This is a genomic window from Tropicimonas sp. (assembly GCF_047971885.1).
GTDB lineage: Bacteria > Pseudomonadota > Alphaproteobacteria > Rhodobacterales > Rhodobacteraceae > Tropicimonas.
Genome location: NZ_JBKEAE010000113.1, coordinates 1 through 13072, shown reverse-complemented (window position 1 = coordinate 13072; position 13072 = coordinate 1). Strand labels below are relative to the sequence as shown.

Sequence of the window (13072 nt, the reverse complement as noted above, 5' to 3'; positions counted from 1 at the left end):
ATGTTCTGGACGAACGTCTGAAGAAGCTGGTGCTGGAGCATCACCCGCTCGCCCGCGACGACCGGTCCGGCTAGCGCGCCGTCACGTCACAGGTATAGAGCCAGGCGAACCTGTCGGCCATGAAACGGGGCGATGCCTTCTGGATCAGCCGCAGCCCGGTATGGGCGACCATCCGGACCGGAGCGCTGCGCAGGTGATAGTTGCGGGCATTTGCGGTTGCCGCATCGACGATCCGCCTGCAGCGCGGTTTGCGCAGCGTCTGGTAACGGGCCATTGCCGCATCGGTGCTGCCGGCTTCAGCCAGCGATTCCGCCAGAACCCACGCATCTTCCAGCGCCATGCAGGCCCCCTGCGCCAGGAACGGCAGCGTGGGATGCGCCGCATCCCCCAGCAACGCGGCGCCCGAGCGATACCAGTGCGGCGCAACCTGATGGCGGAACAACCCCCAGACCATCACGTTTTCCACCCTCTCCAGCCAGCCCCGCACCGGCTGCCCGAAGTCGCGGAAGATTTCGCGAAAGGCGAAGGGATCGCCCTTGTGGTTCCAGCCCTCGGCCAGCCATTCCTTGCGTTCCTGCGTGCCGACAAGGTTGAGAACCGTTCCATCGCGCAGCGGATAGGCGACAAGGTGCTTGCCCGGTCCCATGAAGACCTGCGCCTCGTCCGGGACAGCGCCGGGTTCGACAGGAAGCAGGGCACGCCAGGCGATATTGCCGGTGAAAACCGCTGTCTCGGGGCCCAGCAACGCAGCGCGCACCCGCGAATGCAGCCCGTCCGCGCCTACCAGAAGCGGCGCTTCGACCGGCGCGCCACCATCGATGTTCAGAACCGGCCTGTCGCCCGACAGGTCGACCGACGAAACGTTCTGGCCGGTCCGGATATCCACCCCGGCGTCGCGCGCGCCCTGTTCGAGCAGGCCGATCAGATCGGCGCGATGCACCAGACCGAAGCGGCCGTATTTCGCCAGATCGAGCCGCAGCACCTCGTCGCCGTGCCGATAGTCGCGCAGCACCGCCCCCCGCGAGGAAACCGATATCTTCCCGAAAGCTTCGCCCAGCCCCAGCGCGTTCAGCACCGCCCCGCCGTTGGGCGAGACCTGAATGCCGGCCCCTACCTCGGTGATTGCCGGCGCACGCTCGATCACGGCGACCCTGGCACCACGCATCGCCAGCGCACGTGCCGCCGCCAGCCCGCCGATACCGGCACCGAGGACGATAATTTCCTGCCCTGTCAGGCTCATCTGGATACTCCTGAATGGGAAACGCCGGGAGGCATCCCGGCGCGTTCACACTATTCCCCTGCGGGGCCTGCGGGCCGGACACCCGATATCAATCGTCGCGATGCACCTTTTCACGGCGTTCGTGACGTTCCTGCGCTTCGAGGCTCAGCGTCGCGATCGGCCGGGCGTCGAGCCGCTTGAGCGAGATCGGCTCGCCGGTCTCCTCGCAATAGCCGTATTCGCCGTTCTCGATCCGCCGCAGCGCGGCGTCGATCTTGCCCACCAGCTTGCGCTGACGGTCGCGCGTCCTGAGTTCAAGCGCACGGTCGGTCTCTTCGCTGGCGCGGTCGGCAACGTCGGGAATGTTGCGGGTACTGTCCTGAAGCCCTTCGATCGTGTCGCGGCTATCGGCCAGCAGGTCCTCTTTCCAGACCATCAGCTTGCGTCGGAAATACTCGAGCTGACGCTCGTTCATGAAAGGTTCGTCTTCGGCAGGATGGTAGTCCTTCGGAAGAAAGCTTTCCTGTTTCATCACCGCTCCCTCTTTCGCTTCAGCCTGCGTCAGGTGCGTATGGCCGCTGACAGGCACTTTCTCGTTCACTGGTCGATCGGTCACAGGCTTATTTCTCCCTTGGCGCGGTGATTACTCCAAGCAGTTTGGGTTGTCACGGGCAAAAAGCGCAGGCAGAGTAGATGAAAACCGGGCCGGGCGTCACTCGAACAGCGCATTCCAAAGGAATGAAAACAAATGAAATTTACCGGGACTGAAACCTATATTGCAACCGATGACCTGAAGATCGCCGTCAATGCGGCGGTGACGCTGGAACGCCCGCTGCTGGTCAAGGGCGAACCCGGCACCGGCAAGACCGAACTGGCCCGGCAGGTGGCCGGGGCCCTGGGCCTGCCGATCATCGAATGGCACATAAAATCGACCACCCGCGCCCAGCAGGGGCTCTATGAATACGACGCGGTCAGCCGGCTGCGCGACAGCCAGCTCGGCGAGGAACGCGTGCATGACGTGGCGAACTACATCCGGCGCGGCAAGCTGTGGGAGGCGTTTTCGGCCCCGGGCAAGGTGGTTCTGCTGATCGACGAGATCGACAAGGTCGATATCGATTTTCCCAACGATCTGTTGAAGTAACTCGACCGGATGGAATTCCACGTCTACGAAACCGGGCAAACCGTGCGCGCCACTCATCGCCCCATCGTCATCATCACCTCGAACAACGAAAAGGAACTGCCCGACGCCTTCCTGCGCCGCTGTTTTTTCCACTACATCCGCTTTCCCGATGTCGAGACGATGAAACAGATCGTCGAGGTGCATTTCCCCGGTATCAGGCAGGCGCTTCTGGCCACGGCACTGACCCAGTTCTATGAAATCCGCGACCAGCAGGGGCTGAAGAAAAAGCCCTCCACCTCCGAGGCGCTGGACTGGCTGAAACTGCTTCTGGCCGAAGACCTGGATGCCGAGGACCTGCGCCGCGGCGGGGCCGATGCCCTGCCCCGGCTGCACGGTGCGCTGCTGAAGAACGAGCAGGACGTGCACCTGTTCGAGCGGCTCGCCTTTCTGGCGCGGCGGCAGCGCTGAGGCAGGCGCCGCGCGCCTTTTCCTTTGGGAGTTCATCGGCTAGATTCGCCCCTCGAAACCGGGGACGAGCGACATGAGCATGACCATTCTGGAGCGGCTGGAGGCCAAAGGCCTGCGAATGACCGGCCAGCGTCGCGTGATCGCCGAAGTTCTGGGCGATTCCCGCGATCACCCGGATGTCGAGGAGCTTTACAACCGCGCCTCGGACCGCGACCCTAGGATTTCGATCGCCACCGTCTACCGGACGGTCAAATTGTTCGAGGAATCAGGCATCATCGACCGTCTGGAATTCGGCGACGGCCGCGCGCGCTACGAAGATGCGGACCGCGATCATCACGACCACCTGATCGACATGACCTCGGGCAAGGTGATCGAGTTCTGCGACCCCGAGATCGAGGAGTTGCAGGAACGTATCGCGGCGCGGCTCGGCTATCGCCTCATGGGGCACCGGCTGGAGCTTTACGGCGTTCCCCTGAAACGCGCCTGAAGATCGCCGGCAGCGGCGGTTTGGCACTTTGTTATCGCCCAACATCCGGTCTAGTGCAGGCAGGAACACAGGCCGAGACCCGAACATGCCGGAACCCCGATGAACAACCTGCACGGCGCGATCCTGATGATCCTGAGCATGGGCGGATTCGCGCTCGAGGACATGTTCATCAAGCAGACCGCCGCATTGCTGCCGGTCGGCCAGATCATGCTGTTCATCGGCATCGGCGGCTTCGTGATCTTCTCGGTCGCGGCGTTCTCGCAACGCCAGAGCATCTTTTCCCGCGAGCTTCTCAACGGCGCCCTGATCCTGCGCAACCTGTTCGAGATCGTCGGGACCTTCGGGTTCGTCACCGCGCTGGCGCTGGTCCCGATCGCAACCGCCACCGCGATCCTTCAGTCGATGCCGCTGATCGTCACCCTCGGGGCGGCGCTGTGTCTGGGCGAGACAGTCGGCTGGCGGCGCTGGCTGGCGATCGCCGCCGGCTTCGCCGGGATGCTGCTGATCGTCCGCCCGGGCGCCGAGACCTTCGATCCGGCAATGCTCTATGCGGTGCTGGGCGCATTCGGGCTTGCGGCGCGCGATCTCGCCACGCCGAAGATCCCGCCGACCGTTTCGGCGCTTCAGGTCTCGGCCTGGGGGTTTTTCACTTATGTGCTGATGGGCGGCGCGATGCTGTTGATTTCGGGCGGCGCAAAACCAATGGGCATGCCGGAACTGCGCGGTCTCGCGGCGGCGCTGACCATCGGCGTCGTCAGCTATTTCATGCTGACGATTTCGGTGCGTATCGCCGATCTGTCGGCGGTGGCACCCTTCCGCTACAGCCGGCTTCTGTTCGCGCTCGCCGTCGGTGTCGTCGTCTTCCACGAACGCCCCGACCTGATGACCCTGTCCGGAGCGGCGCTGATCATCGCCTCCGGGCTCTACACGCTTGCGCGGGAACGCGCACTTTTCACCCGGGCCCTACAGGGGTAAGAGGGCCCCAAGTTCAATGACCGCACGGAAAGGACCGTCGTAATGAGCACAATTATTGACATTCACGGACGTGAAATCCTCGACAGCCGGGGCAACCCGACGGTCGAGGTCGACGTAACGCTGGAAGACGGCACGATGGGGCGCGCCGCCGTTCCCTCGGGCGCCTCCACCGGCGTTCACGAGGCGGTCGAAAAGCGCGACGGAGACAAGGCGCGGTTCGGCGGCAAGGGCGTGAGCCAGGCCGTCGCCGCGGTCAACGGCGAAATCGCCGAGGCGCTGGTGGGCTTCGACGCGCTCGACCAGATCGGTGTCGACATGGCGATGATCGAACTCGACGGCACCGAGAACAAGGGCCGTCTGGGCGCCAACGCCATCCTCGGCGTATCGCTCGCCACCGCCAAGGCCGCCGCCGAATACACCGGCCAGCCGCTCTATCGCTATGTCGGCGGCCCTGCCGCCCGTGTTCTTCCCGTGCCGATGATGAATATCATCAACGGGGGCGAGCATGCCGACAACCCGATCGACGTGCAGGAATTCATGATCATGCCCGTCTCGGCAAGCTCGATCCACGACGCGGTGCGCATGGGTTCGGAAATCTTCCACACACTGAAGAAAGAGCTTTCGGCCGCCGGCTACGCCACCGGGATCGGCGACGAGGGCGGCTTTGCACCCGCTCTCAGTTCCACCCGCGATGCGCTCGATTTCGTTCTGAAATCCATCGAAACCGCCGGCTACAAGCCCGGCGACGATATCGTGCTGGCGCTCGATGCCGCCTCGACCGAATATTTCAGGGACGGCAAGTACGAGCTCAAGGGCGAAGGGCTGTCGCTGACCTCGGCCGAGAACGTCAAATACCTCGAGGCGCTGTGCAACGACTACCCGATCTTCTCGATCGAGGACGGTTGTTCGGAGGACGACTGGGAAGGCTGGAAACTGCTGACCGACACACTCGGCGACCGTATCCAGCTTGTCGGGGACGACCTGTTCGTCACCAACCCGGCCCGTCTGGCCGAGGGCATCCGTCAGGGTGTCGGCAACTCGTTGCTGGTCAAGGTGAACCAGATCGGCACGCTGACCGAAACGCTGGCCGCCGTCGATATGGCGCACCGCGCGCGCTACAGCTGCGTGATGTCGCACCGCTCGGGCGAAACCGAGGATTCGACCATCGCCGATCTGGCCGTCGCAACCAACTGTGGCCAGATCAAGACCGGCTCGATGTCGCGTTCCGACCGTCTGGCGAAGTACAACCAGCTTATCCGTATCGAGGAAATGCTGGGTGAATCGGCGATCTATGCCGGCAGGTCGATCCTGAAATAAGGTTCCGTCAGAGCCTTTCCGGCCCATCCGCCAGTTGCGGGTGGGCCGTTTCCGTTCCGCCGCTGCGCGGGTAAGCCGCAGCCCGGCGTGCTACCTTCCGCTTCTGTCGCTGATGAAACGGGCATAGGGGGCGCCTGCCTGCCGCCGTGCCGGCCGCCCGGCAACATCAATCCCCGAAAGTCGGACCAATAATGGAAATGTTCCCCGCGCAGATCATCCTCCACCTCGGCCTCGAACGTCACCCGGAGGGCGGCTGGTATCGTCAGACCTGGATCGACGACCCCGAAAGCGGCCGCTCGGCCGGCACGGCGATCTACTATCTTCTGGAGCGCGAACAGCGCAGCCACTGGCACAGGGTGGACGCGACCGAGATCTGGCATTTCTACGCCGGATCGCCGCTGATCCTGTCGGTAAGCGAAACCGCGGATGGCCCGGCACGCGAACATGTCCTTGGCCCCAACCTGGCCGCCAATCAGGCGCCGCAGATCGTGATCGCCAGAAACCACTGGCAATCGGCCCGGCCCATCGGCGCATGGACACTGGCGGGCTGCACCGTTTCGCCCGGTTTCTCGTTCGACGGGTTCACCCTCGCCCCGCAGGAATTCGATATTCCCGTAGCCTGACCGCGCCAGGTCAGGCGGCCGAAACGCCGCCGCGCGGCGCGGAAACCCGGCCGCCCGAGACCGGGCCGGGCACCCCCGTTGTCGCCGGAAACGAGGTCGGAAGCCCGCGCTGCACACGCACGGCCAGATAGGCAAAGGCCTGCGCCTCGAGCATGTCCCCATCGAGCCCGACGGATTCGACCGGCACGACCGCGCACTTCATCCCCTTGCGCAGCAGCTCCATCATCACCGGGTTATGGCGCCCGCCGCCGGTGACCAGAATCGTCGCGACCGGTTGGGGAAAATGTTCGGACCCGCGCGCCACGGCGACGGCGGTGGCGGCTGTCAGGGTTGCCGCCGCGTCGGCATCGGAAAGCGCCGCGACCTCGGTGTCGAGAAAGCCGAACGCGTCGCGGTCGAGCGATTTCGGCGGAACGCGGCCGAACCATGCGTGGCGCGAGAACCTGCCCAGAATATCTCTGTCCACCCTGCCGCGCGCCGCCAGCGCCCCGTCCCTGTCAAAGCTCTCGCCGCGCCGTTTGTGAAGCAGATCGTTCAGCGGCGCATTGGCCGGACCGGTATCGAAGGCCAGCAGGGCGCCGGGCCGCTCGGGCCGGTCCAGGCGCGGATCGACCCAGGTCAGGTTGCCCACGCCGCCGAGATTGAGAAAGGCAACCGGCGCCTTCGCCCCGATCCAGCGCGCCAGGGCAAAATGCCAGACCGGGGCCAACGGCGCCCCCTGCCCGCCACGCGCAACATCCTCGCTGCGGAAATCCCAGACCACCGGCAGCCCCAGCGCCTCAGCCAGTGCCTGACCGTCGCCGGCCTGATGCGTGCCTTTTCCGCCGGGATCGTGCGCAAGAGTCTGGCCGTGAAAACCGGCCAGATCGACGTCGCGAAAGCGACCCATCACTCCGGCATGGGCTCGCTCGACGATCTCTGCCGCAACCGCCACCGGCTCCTCGCCCGGCCAGCGGCCAAGCGCGGAACGGATCGCCGCCCGCTCGCCATCGGAATAGGGGCGATAGGCGGTTTCCCCGAAACCCTCGATCCGGTCTCCATCGGTTTCGACCACCGCGGCATCGACACCGTCGAGCGAGGTGCCCGACATCGTGCCGAGCGCCCGAACCATACCGGATTTCAACATGCCCTTCCCCTCGGCTGCCTGCGCCGCTAGACAGGCGCCTGTAGCCCGAGAATGGACCGAAGACAGATGACCTACCACCCGAAATCCGACTTCATCGCAACGATGATCGAAAGGGGGTTCCTTGCCGATTGCACCGACCTGCAGGGGCTGGACGATGCGCTCGTTTCCGGGGTGGTGCCGGCCTATATCGGCTACGACGCCACGGCGGCCTCGCTCCATGTCGGGCATCTGCTCAACGTCATGATGCTGCGCTGGCTGCAAAAGACCGGTCACAGACCGATCACCCTGATGGGCGGCGGCACAACCAAGGTGGGCGATCCGTCCTTCCGCTCGGAAGAGCGCCCGCTGCTCGGCCCCGAGCAGATCGACGCCAATATCGCCGGCATGAAGCAGGTCTTTGCCCGCTACCTGAGCTATTCCGACGCGCCGAACGGGGCGCTGATGCTCAACAATGCCGAATGGCTCGACGAACTGAACTACCTCGATTTCCTGCGCGACATCGGGCGGCATTTTTCGGTCAACCGGATGCTGTCGTTCGAAAGCGTGAAATCGCGGCTCGACCGCGAGCAGTCGCTGAGTTTTCTCGAATTCAACTACATGATCCTTCAGGCCTACGATTTTCTCGAACTGAACCGGCGCTACGGCTGCCTGCTGCAGATGGGTGGCTCGGACCAGTGGGGCAATATCGTCAACGGCATCGACCTGACCCGCCGGGTGCTCGATACCGAGATTTTCGGCCTGACCTCGCCGTTGCTGACCACCTCGGACGGGCGCAAGATGGGCAAGAGCCAGGGCGGCGCGGTCTGGCTCAACGGCGAGATGCTCAGCCCCTACGAGTTCTGGCAGTTCTGGCGCAATACCACCGACGCCGATGTGGGCCGGTTCCTGAAGCTCTACACCGAACTGCCGGTCGACGAGTGCGACCGGCTGGGTGCGCTGGCGGGATCGGAGATTAACGAGGCGAAGATCCTGCTGGCCAATCAGGTCACCGAGCTGCTGCACGGGCAAGAAGCTGCCGAAGCCGCCGAGGCGACCGCGCGCGCGGTTTTCGAAAAAGGTGGCATCGGAGATGACCTGCCGACGCTGACGCTGACCCCCGACGAGGTGGGTGATGGTATTTCCATCGTCCAGCTTATTGTCCGCTCGGGGCTTGCCCGATCGGGCAAGGAGGCCAAGCGCCTGATCGCCGACAACGGCGCCCGGATCGACGATGCGCCGCTGACCGATTCCGGCCTGATGATCGACGCCGCCGCACTCGCAGCGCCGATCAAGCTGTCCGCCGGCCGGAAACGCCACGCGCTGATCACGCTGGCCGGCTGACCGGCCGGCCTCTGGCAGGCACGGACATTCGCCCTGTCTACCGTACAGGGGCGCTTTCGCGCTGGCCTTTTCTGCGTCTGCACGGTAACGCCCGCACGACATTCACGAAGGACGCCCTTATGGAATTGCGCAATATCGCCATCATTGCCCATGTCGACCACGGCAAGACGACGCTGGTGGACGAATTGCTCAAGCAATCGGGCGCCTTCCGCGAAAACCCGTCGGTTGCCGAACGCGCGCTCGACAGCAACGATCTCGAACGCGAGCGCGGCATCACCATCCTGGCCAAGGCGACCTCGGTCGAGTGGAAGGGAACACGGATCAATATCGTCGACACGCCCGGCCATGCCGATTTCGGCGGCGAGGTCGAACGTATCCTCAGCATGGTCGATGGCGTGGTTCTGCTGGTCGACGCCGCCGAAGGGCCGATGCCGCAAACCAAGTTCGTCACCTCCAAGGCGCTGGCGCTGGGGCTGCGCCCGATCGTCGTGCTCAACAAGGTCGACAAGCCCGATGCCGAACCCGACCGGGCGCTGGACGAGGTGTTCGACCTGTTCGGCAGCCTCGACGCCGACGAGGATCAGCTCGATTTCCCGCATCTCTACGCCTCGGGCCGCTCGGGCTGGGCGGATGCCGAACTGAACGGACCGCGCAGGGACCTGTCCGCCCTGTTCAAGCTGATCGTCAACCATGTGCCCGCTCCGCGCCAGGTGAAGCACAAGGACGACGATTTCCGCATGCTCGCCACCACGCTGGGCGCCGATCCGTTCATCGGGCGCACGCTGACCGGCCGCATCGAATCCGGCACCATAAGGGTGGGCGCGACCGTGCAGGCGCTTTCGCGCATCGGGCAGAAGATCGAGCAGTTCCGCGTGTCAAGGATTCAGGCGTTCCGGGGCCTTGCGATGCAGGATATCGACCAGGCGATCGCCGGCGATATCATAACGCTCGCCGGCATGTCCAAAGCGACTGTCGCCGATACGATCTGCGCGCTGGCGGTCGACGCCCCCCTGCCCGCCCAGCCGATCGACCCGCCGACGATCAGCGTGACCTTCGGGATCAACGATTCCCCGCTGGCGGGGCGCGACGGAAAAAAGGTGCAGTCGCGCGTCATCCGCGAGCGGCTGATGAAGGAAGCCGAGACCAACGTCGCCATCCGCGTGACCGACACGCCCGGCGGCGAGGCCTTCGAGGTTGCCGGCCGCGGCGAATTGCAGATGGGCGTTCTGATCGAGAACATGCGCCGCGAGGGGTTCGAACTGTCGGTCTCGCGTCCGCAGGTCATTTTCCGCGAGGAGAACGACACGCGGATGGAGCCCGTCGAGGAAGTGACCGTCGACGTGGACGACGAATTCGCCGGTTCGGTGATCGAAAAGCTGACCGGTCCGCGCAAGGGCGAGATGGTCGACATGCGCCAGAACGCCGGCAAGACACGGATCATCGCGCATGTCCCGTCGCGCGGGCTGATCGGTTATCACGGCGAGTTTCTGACCGACACGCGCGGCACCGGCGTTCTGAACCGCGTCTTCTACACCTGGGCGCCCTACAGGGGCCCGATCCCGGGGCGCCGCGCCGGGGTTCTGATCTCGATGGAACAGGGCGACGCGGTTGCCTATGCGCTGTGGAACCTCGAGGAACGCGGCCGCATGTTCATCGGCCCGCAGGAGCAGGTCTATCAGGGCATGATCATCGGCGAACACAGCCGCGACAACGATCTCGACGTGAACCCGCTCAAGGGCAAGAAGCTGACCAACATCCGTGCCTCGGGCACGGACGAAGCGGTGCGGCTGACGCCCCCGGTGCGGATGAGCCTCGAAGAGGCCATCGCCTATGTCGACGACGACGAACTGGTCGAGGTCACGCCAAACGCGATCCGGCTGCGCAAGCGCCACCTCGACCCGCACGAGCGCAAGCGACAGGCCAGAGCCGCCGGGTGATGCCGGAGAGCAAACAGGCCGCCTCCCTTTGAAACGGCCTTTTTCCCGCCGCGTCCGGGTGGGCTATTCCGTCGTCTCGACGATCAGCAACTCGCGTTCGGATGCGCCGCGCGCATGCGACAGCGCCTGCTGATACAGATCGGAGCGATAGCAGTTCTCGGCGTCCTCGACGCTGGGAAATCGCGCCACCACGTTGCGCGGCCGCTCCCGCCCTTCGAGCTGGACATAGCGGCCGCCGCGCGCGATGAACCGGCCGCCGTGCTCCCGAATCGCTTCGCTGGCGAGGGCGGCATATTTCATGTAGGATTCCTCGTCCGTGACGGTGACGTGGGCTATCCACAGTGCGGGCATCTCATCCTCCTATCACGGCTTCGGCCGCCCTGATCGCTGCTGCGGCGTTCTCGATGCTCTTGCCGCCGCCCTGCGCCATGTCGGGCCGGCCGCCGCCGCCGACGCCACCCAGTTCGGCGACCGCCGCTCTGGCGATATCGATGGCCGAAACGCGGCTGACCAGATCGTCGGTCACACCGGCCGCGACTGCGGCCTTTCCACCGGTGTCGGCGATCAGCAGCACCACACCCGAGCCCATGCGGTTCTTCTGTTCGTCGATCAGGCCGCGCAGATCCCGGGCGCTGACTCCGGAAAGCACCTGCGCAAGAAAGGGCACACCCGCGATCTGGCGCGTTTCCGGCCCTGCGGAGGTACCGCCAGCGGCAAGCGCAAGCTCGCGCCGAAGCTGGGCGATCTCGTTCTGCATTGCCTTGCGCTCGTCGACCAGCGTGCGCACCCGCTCGACGATCTCGGCCTGCGGCGCCTTCAGCGCTGCGGCAACCTCGTTCAGCCGGCGATCCTGGCCAGCCAGATACTGCCGCGCCGCCTCGCCGGTCAGCGCTTCGATCCGGCGCACCCCGGCACTCGAAGCGCTGTCGCCAAGCGCGACAAACAGGCCGATATCGCCGGTCTGCCCGACATGGGTACCGCCGCAAAGCTCGATCGACCAGGTCCGGCCATCGGCCCCCTTGCCGCTATCGGCACGGCCCATCGACACCACGCGCACCTCGTCGCCGTATTTCTCGCCGAAAAGCGCCTGTGCCCCGATCGCGCGGGCGTCGTCCGGGGTCATGATGCGGGTTTCGACCGGTGAGTTCTGGCGGATGAAGCCGTTTACCTCGGCCTCGACCTCCGATAGGTCCTCGGCCGTCAGCGCCGCGCCATGCGAGAAATCGAACCGCAGCCTGTCGGGCGCGTTGAGCGAACCGCGCTGCGCGACATGATCGCCCAGCCGGTCGCGAAGCGCCTCGTGCAGCAGATGCGTCGCCGAATGGTTGGCCCGGATGGCGCCGCGGCGAGCGTGATCGACCACAAGCTCAGCGCCGCTACCGGTCACGATTTCGCCCGCGACGACATCGGCGAAATGGATGAAGACACCCGCCACCTTTCTGGTGTCGGTGATCCGCGCCTTGCCGCTCTCGGTCACCAGCACGCCCGTGTCACCCACCTGTCCACCGGATTCGGCATAGAACGGCGTCTGGTTGAAAACCACCTGCACCGTATCGCCGAAGGCGGCCTTTTTCACCTCGGCCCCGTCGCGCACCAGCGCCAGGATCTGGCCCTCGGCGCTTTCGGTGTCGTAGCCCAGAAAATCGGTGGTTCCGAACTTCTCGGCCAGATCGAACCAGATCGTCGCATCCCTGGCCTCGCCGCTGCCCGCCCAGGCGGCGCGCGCCTTGGCTTTCTGCTCGGCCATCGCGGCGTCGAAGCCCTCGATATCGACACTGCGGTTCTTTTCGCGCAGCGCGTCCTGCGTCAGATCGAGCGGGAAGCCGAAGGTATCGTAGAGCCTGAACGCCGCGCTTCCGGGCAACTCGGCCCCTTCGGGGAGGCCGGAAAGCTCTTCGTCAAGCAGACGCAACCCGCGGTCGAGCGTCTGCTGAAATCGGGTTTCCTCGCTCTTCAGCGTCTCAGCGATCAGCGGCTGGGCGCGCTGCAACTCCGGATAGGCCCCACCCATCTGCCGCACCAGTTCCGGAACCAGGCGGTACATCAGCGGATCCCGCGCCCCGAGCAGATGCGCATGCCGCATCGCGCGCCGCATGATCCGCCGCAGGACATAGCCGCGCCCCTCGTTCGAGGGCATCACCCCGTCGGCGATCAGGAACGAGGTCGAACGCAGGTGGTCGGCGATCACCCGGTGATGCGTCCGCCCCGGTCCGTCAGGATCGGTCGAGGTCGCATGTGCGCTCGCCTCGATCAGCGCCCGCATCAGATCGGTGGCGTAATTGTCGTTCGTGCCCTGCAGCAGCGCCGCGACACGCTCGATTCCCATGCCGGTATCGATCGATTTCCTGGGCAGTTCGACGCGGCGGCCATCCTCGAACTGCTCGTATTGCATGAAGACGAGGTTCCAGATCTCGACGAAGCGGTCGCCGTCCTCGTCGGGCGATCCCGGAGGGCCGCCCCAGATGTGGTCGCCGTGGTCA

At 65.2% G+C, this 13072-nt stretch carries 11 protein-coding genes and 1 pseudogene; 7 read left to right on the top strand and 5 right to left on the bottom strand.

Features of this window, described 5'->3' with window-relative positions; genetic code table 11:
• Positions 1–70: 70 nt before the first annotated feature.
• Both ACK5IR_RS09670 and dksA read right to left on the bottom strand, forming a co-directional pair.
• Positions 71–1240 (bottom strand): FAD-dependent monooxygenase, encoded by a 1170-nt coding sequence (locus ACK5IR_RS09670; RefSeq protein WP_416928307.1) that lies wholly within the window; start codon positions 1238–1240, stop codon positions 71–73.
• Between the two features lie 88 nt (positions 1241–1328).
• On the bottom strand, positions 1329–1751 hold the full coding sequence (gene dksA, locus ACK5IR_RS09665; RefSeq protein ID WP_416928311.1) for an RNA polymerase-binding protein DksA: 423 nt from the start codon (positions 1749–1751) through the stop codon (positions 1329–1331).
• A 216-nt stretch (positions 1752–1967) separates the two neighbouring features.
• Here dksA and ACK5IR_RS09660 point away from each other — a divergent pair.
• The 5 genes and pseudogenes from ACK5IR_RS09660 to ACK5IR_RS09640 all read left to right on the top strand — a co-directional run bounded on the left by ACK5IR_RS09660 (position 1968) and on the right by ACK5IR_RS09640 (position 6209).
• Positions 1968–2807: pseudogene (locus ACK5IR_RS09660) on the top strand (AAA family ATPase).
• Positions 2808–2880: 73 nt separating this feature from the next.
• Positions 2881–3294 (top strand): Fur family transcriptional regulator, encoded by a 414-nt coding sequence (locus ACK5IR_RS09655; RefSeq protein ID WP_416928305.1) that lies wholly within the window; start codon positions 2881–2883, stop codon positions 3292–3294.
• A 99-nt stretch (positions 3295–3393) separates the two neighbouring features.
• The gene (locus tag ACK5IR_RS09650) at positions 3394–4269 is read left to right on the top strand and encodes a DMT family transporter (RefSeq protein ID WP_416928303.1); all 876 of its coding nucleotides are present in this window, start codon (positions 3394–3396) and stop codon (positions 4267–4269) included.
• Between the two features lie 42 nt (positions 4270–4311).
• Entirely contained in the window at positions 4312–5586 is a 1275-nt protein-coding gene (gene eno, locus ACK5IR_RS09645; protein WP_416928301.1) for a phosphopyruvate hydratase, read from the top strand.
• A 197-nt stretch (positions 5587–5783) separates the two neighbouring features.
• On the top strand, positions 5784–6209 hold the full coding sequence (locus ACK5IR_RS09640; RefSeq protein WP_416928309.1) for a cupin domain-containing protein: 426 nt from the start codon (positions 5784–5786) through the stop codon (positions 6207–6209).
• A gap of 10 nt (positions 6210–6219) precedes the next feature.
• Here the strand turns inward: ACK5IR_RS09640 and ACK5IR_RS09635 are convergent, their stop codons facing one another.
• Positions 6220–7335 (bottom strand): anhydro-N-acetylmuramic acid kinase, encoded by a 1116-nt coding sequence (locus tag ACK5IR_RS09635; RefSeq protein WP_416928299.1) that lies wholly within the window; start codon positions 7333–7335, stop codon positions 6220–6222.
• Between the two features lie 66 nt (positions 7336–7401).
• On the opposite strand from ACK5IR_RS09635, the gene tyrS reads away from it, so the two are divergent.
• Together tyrS and typA are read left to right on the top strand one after the other, a co-directional pair.
• Positions 7402–8655: a tyrosine--tRNA ligase gene (gene tyrS, locus ACK5IR_RS09630; RefSeq protein ID WP_416928297.1), complete on the top strand. Its 1254-nt coding sequence runs from the start codon at positions 7402–7404 to the stop codon at positions 8653–8655.
• A 119-nt stretch (positions 8656–8774) separates the two neighbouring features.
• Positions 8775–10592 carry a translational GTPase TypA gene (gene typA, locus ACK5IR_RS09625; RefSeq protein WP_416928295.1) on the top strand — a complete coding sequence of 606 codons (1818 nt, stop codon included), beginning with the start codon at positions 8775–8777 and terminating at the stop codon, positions 10590–10592.
• Positions 10593–10655: 63 nt separating this feature from the next.
• Here typA and ACK5IR_RS09620 read toward each other — a convergent pair whose 3' ends face one another.
• Positions 10656–10943: a DUF1330 domain-containing protein gene (locus tag ACK5IR_RS09620; protein WP_416928293.1), complete on the bottom strand. Its 288-nt coding sequence runs from the start codon at positions 10941–10943 to the stop codon at positions 10656–10658.
• Position 10944: 1 nt separating this feature from the next.
• Positions 10945–13072: alanine--tRNA ligase (alaS, locus tag ACK5IR_RS09615; RefSeq protein WP_416928291.1), on the bottom strand; the 2128-nt coding region annotated here is incomplete at its 5' end.

Coding starts and splice junctions, on each gene's coding strand:
- eno (WP_416928301.1), top strand. CDS start 4,312: ATGAGCACAATTATTGACATTCACGGACGTGAAATCCTCGACAGCCGG.
- ACK5IR_RS09650 (WP_416928303.1), top strand. CDS start 3,394: ATGAACAACCTGCACGGCGCGATCCTGATGATCCTGAGCATGGGCGGA.
- ACK5IR_RS09670 (WP_416928307.1), bottom strand. CDS start 1,240: ATGAGCCTGACAGGGCAGGAAATTATCGTCCTCGGTGCCGGTATCGGC.
- ACK5IR_RS09635 (WP_416928299.1), bottom strand. CDS start 7,335: ATGTTGAAATCCGGTATGGTTCGGGCGCTCGGCACGATGTCGGGCACC.
- ACK5IR_RS09655 (WP_416928305.1), top strand. CDS start 2,881: ATGAGCATGACCATTCTGGAGCGGCTGGAGGCCAAAGGCCTGCGAATG.
- dksA (WP_416928311.1), bottom strand. CDS start 1,751: ATGAAACAGGAAAGCTTTCTTCCGAAGGACTACCATCCTGCCGAAGAC.
- typA (WP_416928295.1), top strand. CDS start 8,775: ATGGAATTGCGCAATATCGCCATCATTGCCCATGTCGACCACGGCAAG.
- ACK5IR_RS09620 (WP_416928293.1), bottom strand. CDS start 10,943: ATGCCCGCACTGTGGATAGCCCACGTCACCGTCACGGACGAGGAATCC.
- tyrS (WP_416928297.1), top strand. CDS start 7,402: ATGACCTACCACCCGAAATCCGACTTCATCGCAACGATGATCGAAAGG.
- ACK5IR_RS09640 (WP_416928309.1), top strand. CDS start 5,784: ATGTTCCCCGCGCAGATCATCCTCCACCTCGGCCTCGAACGTCACCCG.